Origin of the sequence: Streptosporangium sp. NPDC020072 (genome assembly GCF_040631445.1) — a bacterium.
Taxonomy (GTDB): Bacteria; Actinomycetota; Actinomycetes; order Streptosporangiales; family Streptosporangiaceae; genus Streptosporangium.
The window spans coordinates 519,469-533,973 of the sequence record NZ_JBEYAB010000001.1 but is presented as its reverse complement, the minus strand read 5'-3'; the positions used below and the strand labels follow the sequence as shown (position 1 = coordinate 533,973).

The following is a 14,505-nucleotide window of genomic DNA, read 5'->3' as shown; positions in this document are numbered from 1 at the left end:
CGCCTCATATATCCGCAGGTTGACCTATAAGTGTGTCCTTATTAGGACAATTACCGGGGTTCGATCAGGTCTCCTCGGAAGGCGGGAAGAAGGCCGTCTGGGTCAGGCGGGAGCCGTACCGGCGGTCGACGTAGTAACCCCGTCCCGGCGGCAGCGGATGGGCGCGGACATTGCCGAACAGGAAGCCCTCGTCCTTGTTGCCGGACAGGATCACCGCGGGGCTGGCCATGTCCTTGACCCGCTGGATGATCGGGTCGAACATCGCCCTGCCCACACCGCCCATCGCGCGGGACATCACCAGGTGCAGACCGATGTCACGGGCCTGCGGCAGCAGGTCGGCCAGCGGCAGCAGCGGGTTGGAGGAGGTCGCGACCAGGTCGTAGTCGTCCACCACGATGTACAGGTCGCAGCCCTGCCACCAGCTCCTGTCCCGCAGCTGTTCCGGGGTGAGGTCGGCCGGGGGCAGCCGCTTGAGCAGCGCGCCGCGGACGTCGTTGATCAGGTCGGTCGCGGCGGCGCTCGACGCGGCGTAGCCGATGCGGTGCTCGGTCGCCGCCGAGTCCAGCAGCGACCGCCGGTAGTCGATCACGATCATCATGGCCTCCTGCGGCGTCTGCCTGGCGACCAGTCCCTCGGTGATGACCCGCAGCAGGTTCGACTTGCCGCTCTCGGTGTCGCCGACCACGATGAAGTGCGGGTCGGCCTCGAAGTCGAGCAACACCGGCGACAGGGCCGCCTCGTCGATGCCGAGCGGGATGCGGGCGCGCCCGGTCTGCTCGACGCCGGGCAGCGTCCCGACGGGCAGTACGGCGGGCAGCAGCCGGACCGGCGGGGCGGGCGGCCCCTGCCAGGCGTCCCTGATCGCGTGGACCAGCGCGCGCACCCCCGTCGACAGGTCGTCGGCCTTGCGCACACCGTCGATCCTCGGCAGCGCCGACAGGAAGTGCAGGCCCTCCTTGGTGAGTCCCCGCCCGGGAACCCCCTCGGGCACGGCCAGCGCCGACTTGCGGTTGATCTCCGACTCGTAGGCGTCGCCGAGCTTCAGCTCGACCCGGGTGCCGAACAGGTCGCGGATGCCCGGCCGGAACTCCGACCACTTGTTGGTCGCGGCCACCACGTGGATGCCGTACCCGAGACCGCGGGCGGCGAGGTCGGTGATGACCGGTTCGAGCGACTCGAAGTCCTGCCGGACCGTGAGCCAGCCGTCGACGACGAGGAACACGTCGCCGTAGCCGTCGCCCTCCGCCCCCTCCGCGAGCCGCTGCCGGTAGGCGGTGATCGAGTCGATGCCCTGCTCGGCGAAGTCACGTTCCCGCCGCTGGAGCAGCGCGGAGATCTCGGCGACCGTACGGCGCACCCGGTCACCGTCCAGGCGGCTGGCCACCCCGCCCACGTGCGGCAGCGCCTCAAGCGCGGCCAGCGAGCCACCGCCGAAGTCCAGGCAGTAGAACTGCGCCTCACGTGGGGTGTGGGTGAGCGCCATGCCGGTGATCAGGGTGCGCAGGACCGTGCTCTTGCCGCTCTGCGTGCCGCCGACGACGCCGACATGACCCGCGGCTCCCGACAGGTCCAGCCAGAACGGGTCGCTGCGCTGCTCGAAGGGCTTGTCGATGACGCCGATGACGGCGTGCAGCCTGCCCCGGCCCGCCCAGCTCGGCGTGCTCAGCCCGAGCTGCGGGGTGACCGAGATCTGCGGAAGCAGGTGGGCCAGGGTCGGCGGGTCGCCGAGCGGCGGCAGCCAGATCGGGTGCGCGGGGGGTCCCTGCCCGGCCAGCCTGCCGACCACCAGGTCGAGCAGGCTGGCGGCGGCGCGCTCGACGGGGATCTCCCCCGTCGTCAGCTCCTTGGGCGGCTCCTCGATGACGGGGACCGGGGCGAAGCCGGGACCGTACTCGACGACCTGGTGCAGGCCCGCCGCCCCGCCCCGCGCCACGGAGGACAGCGGGTCGGGCTGGTAGGAACCGGAGACATAGGCGGCCTTGAACCGGGTCATCCCGGTCGTCTCGAACTTCAGGTAGCCGTTGCCCGGCGCCGACGGCAGCTCGTAGGCGTCGGCGACACCGAGCACGACCCGGCTCTCCATGGCCGAGAAGGTCCGCAGGCCGATCCGGTAGGACAGGTGGGTGTCCAGGCCGCGCAGCCGTCCCTCCTCAAGGCGCTGGGAGGCCAGCATCAGGTGCACGCCGAGCGAACGGCCGAGCCGTCCGATCATCACGAACAGCTCGATGAACTCGGGTTTGGCGGTCAGCAGCTCGCTGAACTCGTCGATGACGACGAACAACGTCGGCATCGGCGCCAGGTCGGCGCCCTGCTCGCGGGCCCGCTCGTAGTCGCGCAGGGAGGCGTAGTTGCCCGCGGCGCGCAGCAGCTCCTGGCGGCGGACCATCTCGCCGTGCAACGCGTCGTACATGCGGTCGACCAGGGGAAGCTCGTCCTCAAGGTTGGTGATGACCGCCGAGACGTGGGAGAGGGTGTCCAGGCCGAGGAAGGTCGCGCCACCCTTGAAGTCGACGAGGACGAAGTTCAGGATCTCCGACGAGTGGGTGATGGCCAGGCCGAGCACGAGCGTGCGCAGCAGCTCGCTCTTGCCGGAACCGGTCGCGCCGATGACCAGGCCGTGCGGTCCCATGCCGCCCTGGGCGGACTCCTTGATGTCCAGCTCGACCAGGCGCCCGTCGACCCCCAGGCCGATCGGCACCCGCAGCCGGTTGCGTCCCGCCCTCGGCCGCCAGGTCACCGCCGGGTCCAGCAGGGTCGGCTCACCGACGCCGAGCAGGTCGGTCAGCGAGGTGTTCACCGACAGCGCGTCCTGGGTCTCCCCGCCCTTGACGGTCGAGGCGCGCAACGGGGCGAGCTGCCTGGCCAGGCCCTCCACGCGCAGGAAGTCCAGCCGGTCCGGGTCGCCCAGACGGGTCGAGCTGCGCTTGCCCGCGTGGTCGATCTTGACCATGAAGAAGCCCTCCGGCCGCACGTCGATGCGCAGCGTGTTCTTCTCCTCGATCGGCCCCGCGGAGCCGGACAGGTCGATCACGGTGACGCCCTGGATGGCGTCCGTGCCGAGCTGCGAGTCGTGCGGCACGTGCCCGCCGTCGAGGATCAGCACGTGGTACGGCAGCGCGTCCGGCGAGGCGCCTGGCCTGAACCGCGCCCGCTCCTTCAACGCCCCGCCGAGCAGCCGGTCCAGTTCGGCCAGGTTGTCGGTCATCAGCCGCACCTGGCCCGCCGCGTCGGTCTCCTCGGGGTGCAGCGCGTGGGGCAGCCACTTGATCCACTCCCACTGGGCCATCCACTCCTCGCCCGCGCACACCATGATCCGCATGTCGTCGGGGGAGTGGAAGACGGCCGTCTGGGCGACCATCGCGCGGACCAGTTCGCGCACGGCCACCGGGTCGCCGGTCAGGTTGATCCGCGCGAAGGAGTGCAGGGCGACGGCGACCGGCAGTTCGGAGACCGTCGAGTGGGCCCTGACGAACCTGCGCAGCGCGCCCGCCGACAGGGCGTCCAGGTCCTCGACCGGTTTGGAGTCCGGCGGGATGAGCTGGATGGCGAGCTTCTGCACCCCGGTGCCGAGCCGTACGGTGCCGAAGTCGTCGTCGCGGGGGCGCCGTTCCCACAGCCGGGGACCCAGGGCCACCCACCACAGGGAGTCGGGGGAGGGGCTGCTCCATTCGAGGGCCTCGCGCTGCTGCTTGGCGGCGCGCCGTACCTTCTTGCGGACCTGGGCGAGGTAGCGGAAGTAGTCCCTGCGCAGGCCGTTCAGCCGGTTCTTGCGCTCGCCCGACTGGCGGCCGAGCTGACCGGCGGTCATGCCCATCATGGAGACGGCGAACAGGCCGCTGGCCACGTACATGATCGGGCTTCCGGTGCCGCCCGCGGTGAACATCAGGCCCATTCCGGCGGCGCCCGCGGCCATCGGCAGGTAGGTGAGCAGACCGGTCAGTCCCTGCGGCTGCACCTCGGGGATCTCCGGGGGAGACTCCAGGAGGATCTCACCTCGCGGGGGCTTGGGCGGGGGACGGCGCTCTGGGCGCCGTACGACGACGATGCTCACCCTGGAGGTGCCTTCCTGGTCGGTTTGTGCACATCTGTGGCGAAAGCGATTGCCGACGGATGTCGCGCGTGATCCCTACTCTCCCCGCTACCGTATCCGGCATATCGGTGGTTTCCGTGATGCTCCACGATGCTTGCAACCAAGAGGGAGGACGACCGTGAGGTCGCTGGCTCAGGCCCCCCAGGGGGCCGTCACACCGGGTCTCCCAGTTCAGAGCGCCGCTCCGTTGCCTCCCATGTGCCACATCACGATCGTCGCCCCCCGCAGGAAGGCCGATCTGGCGCTGCCCGCGGACATCCCGCTCCCGCACGTCCTGCCGGGCCTGTTACGCGCGATGGGCGAGGTCGGGGGTGAATCCGCGGCCGCCCCCGGATGGGTGCTGCAACGGCCGGGCGGCTCCCCCCTCGACATCGGCCAGAGCCTGGGCGCCCTCGGGGTGCTCGACGGGGAGGTGCTCTACCTGCGGCCCCGCGAGGCCGTGCTGCCGCCCGCGATGTTCGACGATGTGGCCGACGTCGTCGCCACCGGCTTCAGGGAGGCGCCGGGAGGCTGGGGCGTCAGGCACACCCGCTTCGTCGGGGTCGGCGCCGCGACCGCCCTCCTGGTGGTCGGGGCCCTCGTCCTGCTGTTCTCCGGACCACCCTGGCGGGTCTCGGCGGTCTTCGCCGGAGCCTTCGCGCTGTTGCTGACCGTCGCGGGCGGCCTGCTGTCCAGGGCGGTCGGCGACGCGCCGGCGGGTGCGATGATCGGCTGCGCGGCGCTGCCGTACGCCTTCCTCGCCGGACTGCTGGCGCCCGCCGGGGACACGGGGCTGGCCGGGCTCGGCTCGGCGCACATGCTGGCCGCGTTCGCGACGACGGGCCTGGTCGCGACCATCGGCACACTGGCCGTCGCGGACGGCGTGCAGGCCTTCCTCGGTGTGTCCATCGCCTCGGCGACGGGGGCCGTCTGCGCGGCCGTGGTGATGTTCGCCCAGGCACCCCCGGCAGGGGTGGGTGCGATCGCCGCCTCGGTCCTGCTGGCGTGCGGCCCGCTGTTCCCGATGCTGTCCTTCAGGTTCGCCGGTCTGCCGATGCCCTCGATGCCGACCAACGCCGAGGAACTGCGCCTGGACAACCAGCGGATCGACGGCCCGGCCATCATGGAGCGCACCGCCCAGGCACAGCGCTACGCCACCGGCTTCGTCGCCGGAATCGGCCTGACCTCGGTGGTGGCGCAGGTCTACCTGGCCTTCGACCCCGGCTGGGTCGCCCTGGCCACCTCGGCCACGCTGTCACTGACGCTCCTCATGCGGGCCCGTGTCTTCCAGGGAACCGGGCAGCGACTGTGGCTGCTGCTTTCCGGCGTCTTCGGGCTGGCCGTACTGGCGTTCTCCAGGGCCCTGGCCGGCGGCGGCGTCGCCCTGGCCGTGGCGATGGGCCTGCTGTGCGTCGCGCTCGTACCCGCGGGCATGGGCCTGTGGCTGCAGTCGGGCAAACCCTCCCCCTTCTGGGGCAGGGCGGCCGACATCCTGGAGATCGTCCTCATAGTCGCCCTCTTCCCCCTGGCCCTTGGTGTCCTGGACCTCTACACCTGGATCCGAGGCCTGGCCGGCTGACCTGCGATTCTCCCCGGCGCCAGGTGTGAGGGGTTTGGCTTTTTATGCCTTACCGGTGCCGTGCGTGAGGGGTTTCGGTTCGGGCGCGCCGGCGCTTGGACTGAGGAGCGAAGGAGCGAAGCGGATGAGCGACGAGGGAAAGCGTCGGCTCGGAGCGCCCGAACCCGCGGCGCCGAAGGCGCCGCAAAGAGACAGGGGATGAGATGGAATTCGGTGAGTTCGCCAACATAGATGTGGAAAAGCTGCTCTCTGGAAACAGTTCGCAATTCGCGAAAATGGAGGAGCTGCAGAGGACGATCACCACGCTCGTCGGTCGTGCCCAGGACGAGGACGGCCTGGTCGCGGTCGAGTACGCCGCGGAGGGGCTGCGGGGGCTCGAACTGCACCCCAAGGCCATGCGGCTCAGTTCGGGCGAACTGGCTGAGCGGATCAAGGAGGTCTTCGCCGAGGCGTCCAGGGACCTGCAGAGACAGCTCGCCGAGGCCGCGGATCAGGCGTTCGGCGAGGGGGACAATCCGCTGAGGACGTTCGGCGGTCCGGACGGGCCGCTGGAGCAGGTCCAGGAGGCGGGGGTCGCCTACGACCGTGCCTTCCAGGACGTGATGGGGGAACTCGACCGCATCCGGCGCCGTCTCGAACTGTGAGTTCACGTAGACGGCTTTCCAGATCACGGAACGTCGCCGTTTTTTCGCCGACTTCTTTCCGTGATGGAGGAGTCACGCACTCGTCTGGCCTGCCCGTTTATAGATAAGACGCTAAATGTTTACTTTTCCGTAATATGAATGCATGTTAGCTATGTGATCCCTGATGGCTAGCATGCCGTCTGATGATGTTCGTCGGGGTAGTCCTTTCTGTCCGCTCGTGTGGCTTCTCTGGCCATCCGGGTGGCATCGCGTGGGCCGTACGGTCCGCACGGGGGCGTGACACCACCACGGACAAGCAGGCCTTATGTCACGGAGGTGTGACCGGTGGCGGAGTTTTTCGGTGCGAGCCCCGCACAGATCAAGAAGGCGTCCGAGCTCGTCGTGGACACCGCGCAGTACGTCGAGGGCCTGCGCAAGGGCGTCGAGACGACCACGCAGGAGCTGACGGCCTCGGGCTGGCTGGGCACTGCTTCGGCCAAGTTCCTGGGCGCCATGCGCGAGTGGGACCGGCAGATGACGATCGTACGGAGTGACCTGGAGAAGATCGCCCAGAACCTGGGCGACAGCTCCGTCACCTACGACGCGGCCGACCAGGACGTGCAGTCCGGTATGAACCGGGTTGACGCGCTCATCAACACCGGCGCCAGGTAGTACGGCCCCATCCCGCAGTCGAGGACGGAGAACAGAGTGTCCGACTATACGAAGGTCAACTTCGTGGAGATGGAGAAGGCCGAGCTGGGCCTCCTCCAGGTCGTCACCGCCATGGACAAGGCGACCGACGACCTCATCACCAAGCTCCAGCAGGTGCTCGGGGAGCACTGGGCCGGTGACGCGGCCAACTTCTTCGAGGAGCACAGGAAGGTCTGGGACGCCGCGGAGCAGGAGATGGGGCGTCAGCTCAACGAGGCCGCCAAGGCCCTGGGCATCGCCAGCGAGAACTACAAGGCCGCCGAGGCGCGGAACAAGGCCATCTGGAGCAACCACTGACACGGTCGCCGTGTGAGCGGGTGCTCTCCGGCCGCCGCCGTACGCGGCGGCCGGGGTGGCGCCGGGCGCGCCGAGGAGAGGCATGAGCGCATCGGAGTGGCCGAGTCTGGACGACGTGGCGAACATCACCGAGTTCGACACCTTCCAGATGAGAAAGGTCGCGCAGGAGCTTGAGGAGTACGCCGCGGGGTTCGCGGGCCCCGCGTTCTTCGAGGGCTACACGACGGGTTCCGCGGCCAGCGTCGAGACCAGCGGAAACCTGAGCGGCCAGGAGGTCGGCGAGTGGCCCGCCGCCCGGACGTTCGGGCAGACGGTCGCCGGGGGAGCCTCCACGGACGGCAGGATCGCGGTCCTCGCCCAGGTCTACGCGGAGTTCGTCGCGCAGTACGCCCAGGTCATCAAGACGATCAGGGACAGCGCGAAAGAGTACGACGGCGCCAACACCGCCAACGGCGCCGGGAACGGGTGACAGGGGGAGCAGTGGACACCCAGAAACGGACCGTGCGGGTCCGTTCGGCCGCCGCACCGGTCCAGGGGGAGGTCGGCGACTCCTTCACGGCGATCGACGACTGGCTCAAGGGCACCTCGCCGGCCGAGATCGAGAACGCCGGCTTCGGGTTCACCAACGGGGCCGCCGTCATCGAACTCGTCACCGGTGCCCTGGAGGGCAACGCGGCCAGGCTGGCCCAGGTCTGGGGCGGCCCGGCCGCCGTCGAGACGCACAAGGCCATACGCATGCTGCACACGACGGGCACCGAGCTGGCCGCGGTGATGAAGGAGGTCGGCACCGTCCTGCGGACGTACGGGGGCGTTAACCTGCCCGCGGCGCGCCAGGAGATGGAAGGCCTGCGCACGAAGCGGGCGAAGGCGCTTCAGGTGGGCCCGCAGCCCCCCGAGGCGGACGGGACGGTCGACGCCCGCAACCTCCTGAAGAAGCTCAACGGGCAGATCGTCGAGCTCTACGCGAAGATCCCCGAGGAGTTCACCTACACGCTTCCGGCCGCCGCGGAACCCGCGGGGACCGGCGGTTACACGACCACGGACTACTCCTCGGTGGGACGGCCGACCGGTTCGCGGGGCAACGGGAGCACCTCGCGGACGGACACCGGCCCCTGGCGGGGAAGCGGCTCACCGGCCGACGGTCCGTACGGCACCGGCGGCACGAACGGCGGACACAGCGGCACGGGCGGCCCGGACGGCCCGGACGACGGCTCCCAGGGCGCCGGCACCCCGGGTCACCCCGGCGGCACCGGCGGCACCGACGGTTCGGGCACGACCGGCCCCGGTTCGGGCACCGGCGGCCAGGGCTCCCCGGGAGGGCCGGGACCGACCGGCCCCGGCGGACAGACGGCAGGCCCGGGTTCGGGCGGGGACGGCACGGCCCCGGCCGTGATCGGCGGGCACGAGACCACGTCCGACGGCACCGGCGCCACCCACGGCTCGGGAAGGACCGAGGTCGCGAGCTTCGCCCCGACCAACCTGGTCGCGCCGCCCACGATCCAGCAGCACACGGTCCTGCCCGTGTCCCCGGTCACGACGTCCGGCCCGCCCCTCGCCCCCACGGTGATCGGCGGCCCCGGATTCGGCGGTCCCGGCCTCGGGACAGGCGGGGCGGGAGCCGTACCCGGGGCGTCGTCCCCGGCGAGCAGGGGCGGCTCCCCGATGATGCCGTTCATGTCGCCGGGCGGAGGCGCGGGCGGCGGGGCCGAGGAGCAAGGCCAGGAGCGCACGACCTGGCTGTCCGAGGATCAGGACGTCTGGAACTCCCGTGGAGACGTGATCCCCCCGGTCATCACCTGACTTTTCCGAACTTTCCGAAAGGTGCGGCATGGCGATCGAGCTCGATCCTGACTGGCCCGGTCTGACCGTCAAGAGCGACAGCAGCGGCAAGGGCGGTCCGGACCTGAACCGCGCCACGATCAAGGAGATCGCCGGGCTGCTGGAGAAGGCGCTGCAGAAGCTGACGACCCCCACGCCGCCCCCCGCGACCGCGGTGGCGACGGCCAGGGGAGAACGCGCCGAACTGCCGGGGCCTCCCCCGGGGGGCGGGTCGCTTCCCGACCTGCAACTGCAGTGCGCGCTCAGCGACGAGCACCTCGGCAAGTGGCTGACCGCCCAGCAGTTCACCATGGCGATCAACACGTCCTACTCGGTCCTCGTCGGAGAGCGGGGCCAGAAGGGCGGCGGCCTGTACTCCTCGACGATCGAGCAGTACAAGGCCGTCATCGACACGCTCTACGAGATCGCCAAGGCCTACGACGGCGCTGAGGTGGCGAACGAGGGCACGGCTCCCAAGACGGGCGCCTGATAGGGAGGCCATCATGGCGGAAACAGGCTCCAACCGGCTCAAGTACGGCATCGAGCCGCAGGAGACGCACCTGTCGGTCACGCTCTTCGACAGCATCAAGGACCAGGTCAGGGAGTGGGTGGACGCCACCCAGCCGAACTCGGTGAAGCGCGCGGGTGACTACTACGTCGCCGCGCACGACCTGCTCCAGGAGGCCGCGGCCACCCTCAAGCAGCGGGCGACCGATCTGGCCGGGACCTACAAGGGAGCCGAGAGCGTCGAGGCCCAGAAGGAGCTCCAGCGACTGCACGGGAGCATCCGCGAGCTGGCGGGCAAGATGCGGCAGGTCGGCACCACGCTGCGCGGCTACTCCGAGACGCTCAACTGGGCCCAGCGCAACATCGTCACCAAGCGGGGCGAGGACTCGCGCTCCGACCACGACACCGACTGGGCGGACCAGATCCCGTTCTACGGCGCGTACCGCGCCGAGGACAGGGCGAGGGACCGGTTCAACGAGATCAACGAGAAGATCATCCAGCACTACAGGGAACTGCCCGAGGACGTGCAGCACTCGCTGCCGACCCCGATGCAGCTCCCCATGCCCGACTACGGCGGCGTCAACCTGCCCACGGGCCCCGGGGGAAGGGTCACGGGGCCGGGCGGGGGCGACTACAACGGCACGCCCACCCGGCTGTCCGTCGACGACCCCACCAACCGCCTGGGCCTGAACGGCTCGGACCCCTACGGCCAGGGTGACCTGGGCGGCCTGGACGGTTCAGGACAGGGCGGCAAGGACCTCCCCGGGCAGGGGCCCGGATCGGTGGACGGCTTCCCGCCCGGTTCGGGGACGGGCGGCCCGGGCTCCGGCGTCGACGGCTCCGACCCGAACCTCACGAACCCGGGAACCGTGAACGGCTCCCTCCCCGGCACCGATCCGAACGACCGGTTCGGTACCGGCTCGACCTCCCTCGCCGGCCTGAACCCCAACGACCTGGGCAACGGCACGCTCGGTCTGCCCAACGGCCAGGGAGCGGGCACCTTCGGCAACGCCAACGGCCTGATCGGCACCGGTACGAACGCCGGCACGGGAACGGGAACCGGCGTCGGGGTGGGGGTCGGCCTGCCGGGCGGCACCGGGGGCCTCGGCGGCACCGGGGGCCTCGGCGGCGCCGGAGGCCTCGGCGCGGGGGCCGGGGGGCTTCGGGGCGCGGGAACCCCGGGGATGCCGATGATGCCGATGGCTCCCGGTGGCGGCGCGGGTTCGGAGGAGAACCAGGACCGGGAGAGCAGCACCTGGCTCCTGGAGGACGACGAGGTCTGGGGCAACGGTGGCGACACCACTCCCCCCGTGATCGTCTGATGTGATGGTCTGTCGTGAGGATGTCGTGAGGAGAGGAAATGGGCGATTCGCCACTGGACGGGATCTCGCTCGGGGTTGGTGGTCCCGCCAAGGTCGTCTCGTTCACCGATGACCAGCTGAAGAACCTCGGCACCGAGTTCGGCAGCCGGGCCAAGGACGTCGACGGTCTCATCCACGGCACCGGTTCGATCGGCATCGCCCCGCCCGCCTTCGGCGTGCTCGGGATAGGGCTGAACACCGCCCACGACACCGCCCGCGACGGCGCCGTCAACGCCCTCAAGGCGGGCAAGGCGGCGATCGACTCGTGGAACGCGGCTCTCAAGGCCGCGTCCGAGAACTACGCGGCCGCGGAGAAGGCGAGCACGACCGAGGAGAAGCCGGGCCCCGGCAATCTGGGGGGTCCCGGCAAGCTGGGAGGCCCCGGCAAGCTGGGAGGAGCCGGTCTCCCCAAGATGGGCGGTGACCTCGACGGTGGGGCCGGTGACGACATGAAGTTCCCCGGGTCGGGGACGGATCCGTTGGACAAGGACCTGCTGGACCGCAAGTTCCCCGACGACACCAGATCCCTCGAAGGCACCAAGCCTGACGACGTCAAGTTCCCTGACAACACCAATTTCCCCGGCCAGAACGGGACGAACCAGAACCTGCCGGACTCCAATCTGCCCGGGGCCAAGCTCCCCGACCCGAACGGCATCGGGGGTGACCTCAACAAGCCCGGCCTCGGGCTGGACGACCCCACGAAGACCGCCCTGTCGTCCTACAACCCTCCCAACGTGGGCAACCTGGGCAATCTGGGTAACGTGCCGGCCGGGAATTCGGGACTGCCGGGCGGTACCACCTGGACGGGAGACACGCTGGGGCCGGGCTCGTCCGGCCGGGGCGGCGGGTTCTCCGGGGTCGGCGGCAACGGGTCCCTCCCGGGCGGCCTGTCCGGCACGGGCACGGGCGGCGCGGGTGGCATGGGCGGCATGCCGATGATGCCGATGGCACCCGGTGGCGCGGGCGGCGAGCAGGGCAAGGAACGCGAGAAGACCACCTGGACCTCGGAGGACGAGAGCGTCTGGGGCGGCGACGAGGACATCGCCCCACCGGTGATCGGCCAGGAATGACTGACCCCCTCGGGCCGCGGCCCGAGGGAGACGGAACGCTGAGGCGTATGAGCGGGAACCGGATGCCGGAGAAGGAGACGAGCCGTGGCCTACGAGAGTGATCGATGGGGATACATGTCGTTGATCCCGACGGGGCTCGCCGCCGCGGCCGTCCTCATGCATCCGGGGGCCTACCTCATCGTCGCGGCCATCGGGACGATGGTCTCCAACCCCGGCGACATGGCGAAGGCGGCCGGTGAGTGGCGTGACCCGAAGGGGGCGGGCGGGGTCGACATCGACACGCTCAAACAACAACTGATCGACCTGAAGGGGAGGGCCGAGAAGGAGGGCAAGTGGGAGGGGGACGCGCAGAAGCTCTTCGCCGCCACCATCGACGAATTCGTCACCCAGCTGGACGGCGTCAAGAGTTTCCGCGCGGGAACGGCCGACACCCTCGACCAGACCGCGTCCCTGTACCACAGGACCTTCCAGTTCGCCACGCTCGTGATCGGCGCCATGACCGTCGCGGCGGCCGCCTCCCTCGCCCTGTGGGCCTTCCCACCGCTGCGGGCGGGTCTCATGCTGCAGATCAACACTTTTCTCAAGGGACTCGACGCCGTCGTCAGAGCCGTGCTCAAGAAGAAGCTGCTGGCGATCGGGGCGGTCTCGGTGATCCTGATGATCGTCAACGACATGGCGAAGGAGCACGGGCGGCTGTTCTACGGCATGCAGTCGATGCCGGAGCTGGAGACGGACTTCACCCAGGTCAACCTGCAGTACGAGAAGAGCACCGGGCTCACCGTGAAGCCGGACACCTCCGCGCTGAAGCCTCCCAAGCCGAAGGGCGGAATCATTCCCGGCGTCTTCTGACCGGTCACTGTCGCTGCTGCGGCCCGGTGGTCCGGGGCCGGTCGGCCTGCACCGGTTTCCTGGCCGCCGGGATGTCGAGCGCCGGTCCCTCGGGGATCAGGTGCACCAGGTGCGCGGGCAGCGGGGCGATGTCCTGCGTCGTGTAGCCGAGGGCGGTCAGCGCCTGCGGTGAGGTGACGGCGTGCCGCCGTCCCTGGTCGTCGACCAGGTAGAGCGACTGGATCGCGTCCAGCCTGCCGTCCCCGGGCAGCAGCCCGGCCAGGGCGCCTCCGCCGTACGGCAGGACCACCTGGTCGACCACGTCCTGGTTGAACCAGCCCTTCGGCGGCGTGGGGACTGCGACCGTGCTGCCGACCGTCAGCAGCGCCTTGGCCGAACCGCGCTCGGTGTCGGCGTAGACGGCGCAGACCGGGCTGGTCGACGGCGGGGTGATGACCGCGGGCATGGTCCGCGGGAGGTCGCCGCCGCCCATCGAGGTCGCCGAACGCCTGGCGCCGGTCGCGGTCGCCGGGTCAAGCTCGATCGCCTTGACCGGGGCCCGGCCGTACGCCTTCTTGCTGCCGGGGTCCTGCAGCAGCAGGGCGGCCTGGGCCGGCGTGAGGGGCGCCAGGCCGTCGGCCAGCTGGACGTACCACTTGGCGCCTCCGCCGGCGACCGGCGCAACGGTGAACACCCTGCCGACGATCGACGCGCCGCCGTCGGGGCCACGCGTCTGGCGGCCGAGGCCGGGGACGGAGGGAGAGCGGAAGTCGGGCCCGGCGGGCAACGCGTTGAGCCAGGCCAGCGGGACCTGTCGGGGCCGCTCCTCGGTCAGCGCCCGTGCCCCCTCGGTGGAGACGCGCATCCGCTGGTTCGACCAGAGCAGCCAGGCCTGCCCGTCCTGTTCGACGAGCATGGCCTTGTCCTGCCCGATCGGTTCGCCGCCGACGGCGAACCCCCCGACCAGGGTGGTGTACGGCCTGCGCTCGCCGTTGGCGTCCGCCCCCTCGACCACGCAGGCCGACCAGGGGGAGCGGACCAGGCGGTCGCGGGCGGGCAGCGACTCCGGGGCGCCGGGGATGCCGACCAGCGTGCCGCGGGGGTAGCCGGACAGCGAGGCGGAACTGACCACACGCACCTTCACGTTCTCCTGGCCGACCAGCAGCCGCGCGGAGGCCATGTTGACGACCGGGATCATCGTGCCCTGGGGGGCGCTGTAGACGAACGTGGCGCCCGTCTCCTCCTCGACGATCACGGTTCCCGGGTCGGTGAGCGCGGTCGCGTTGCCCGGCCGCAGCAGGCCGATCACGCCGAAGACGGCCGCGACCAGTACGGCGACCAGTACGCCGCCGAACATCGCCACGTTGTGTCTGCGCATGGGCGACTCGGGCAGGTCTGGTTCGCCCTGGAGCAGGGCGGTGCCCAGGCGCTGCGTCATCAGCCTGTACGCCTGGTAGAGGTCACGCCGGGTCTGCATCCCAACCCCCGTATCGCTGGATGCGTTACCGCAAGCATAGAAGGACGATCTTGAAAATGGTCCTTTTTGTGGTGGATGTAAACGGTTGCCGTCCAGAGCGTTTCCGATCATCGAAAGCCCGCTGAACAAGGTCCGGGAAAGCCGGGACGGCGGGCCGGGCGGTGA

At 70.3% G+C, this 14,505-nt stretch carries 12 protein-coding genes; 10 read left to right on the top strand and 2 right to left on the bottom strand.

The window, feature by feature from the left end; genetic code table 11:
* Window positions 1-64 precede the first annotated feature (64 nt).
* On the bottom strand, window positions 65-4,051 hold the full coding sequence (eccCa, locus tag ABZ470_RS02550; RefSeq protein WP_362909477.1) for a type VII secretion protein EccCa: 3,987 nt from the start codon (window positions 4,049-4,051) through the stop codon (window positions 65-67).
* A gap of 235 nt (window positions 4,052-4,286) precedes the next feature.
* On the opposite strand from eccCa, the gene eccD reads away from it, so the two are divergent.
* The 10 genes from eccD to ABZ470_RS02500 all read left to right on the top strand — a co-directional run bounded on the left by eccD (window position 4,287) and on the right by ABZ470_RS02500 (window position 12,884).
* Window positions 4,287-5,648 carry a type VII secretion integral membrane protein EccD gene (gene eccD, locus ABZ470_RS02545; protein WP_362774243.1) on the top strand — a complete coding sequence of 454 codons (1,362 nt, stop codon included), beginning with the start codon at window positions 4,287-4,289 and terminating at the stop codon, window positions 5,646-5,648.
* Window positions 5,649-5,923: 275 nt separating this feature from the next.
* A complete protein-coding gene (locus tag ABZ470_RS02540) occupies window positions 5,924-6,292 on the top strand; it encodes a YbaB/EbfC family DNA-binding protein (protein ID WP_352010196.1) in 369 nt (122 codons plus the stop codon).
* Between the two features lie 324 nt (window positions 6,293-6,616).
* Complete coding sequence (locus ABZ470_RS02535) at window positions 6,617-6,943, top strand: WXG100 family type VII secretion target (RefSeq protein WP_352010197.1); 327 nt, start codon at window positions 6,617-6,619, stop codon at window positions 6,941-6,943.
* Window positions 6,944-6,979: 36 nt separating this feature from the next.
* A complete protein-coding gene (locus tag ABZ470_RS02530) occupies window positions 6,980-7,279 on the top strand; it encodes a hypothetical protein (RefSeq protein ID WP_352010198.1) in 300 nt (99 codons plus the stop codon).
* Window positions 7,280-7,361: 82 nt separating this feature from the next.
* The gene (locus tag ABZ470_RS02525; protein ID WP_352010199.1) at window positions 7,362-7,748 is read left to right on the top strand and encodes a hypothetical protein; all 387 of its coding nucleotides are present in this window, start codon (window positions 7,362-7,364) and stop codon (window positions 7,746-7,748) included.
* Between the two features lie 11 nt (window positions 7,749-7,759).
* Window positions 7,760-9,079, top strand: coding sequence for a hypothetical protein (locus ABZ470_RS02520; protein WP_362909475.1), 1,320 nt, complete (start codon window positions 7,760-7,762; stop codon window positions 9,077-9,079).
* A gap of 28 nt (window positions 9,080-9,107) precedes the next feature.
* Entirely contained in the window at window positions 9,108-9,587 is a 480-nt protein-coding gene (locus tag ABZ470_RS02515; protein WP_352010201.1) for a hypothetical protein, read from the top strand.
* A gap of 13 nt (window positions 9,588-9,600) precedes the next feature.
* Entirely contained in the window at window positions 9,601-10,926 is a 1,326-nt protein-coding gene (locus tag ABZ470_RS02510; protein WP_362909473.1) for a hypothetical protein, read from the top strand.
* 38 nt (window positions 10,927-10,964) lie between these two features.
* Window positions 10,965-12,035, top strand: a complete 1,071-nt coding sequence (locus tag ABZ470_RS02505) for a hypothetical protein (protein WP_362909471.1) — start codon at window positions 10,965-10,967, stop codon at window positions 12,033-12,035.
* A gap of 84 nt (window positions 12,036-12,119) precedes the next feature.
* Entirely contained in the window at window positions 12,120-12,884 is a 765-nt protein-coding gene (locus tag ABZ470_RS02500; RefSeq protein ID WP_352010204.1) for a hypothetical protein, read from the top strand.
* A gap of 4 nt (window positions 12,885-12,888) precedes the next feature.
* Here ABZ470_RS02500 and eccB read toward each other — a convergent pair whose 3' ends face one another.
* The gene (gene eccB, locus ABZ470_RS02495) at window positions 12,889-14,340 is read right to left on the bottom strand and encodes a type VII secretion protein EccB (RefSeq protein ID WP_352010205.1); all 1,452 of its coding nucleotides are present in this window, start codon (window positions 14,338-14,340) and stop codon (window positions 12,889-12,891) included.
* Window positions 14,341-14,505 lie beyond the last annotated feature (165 nt).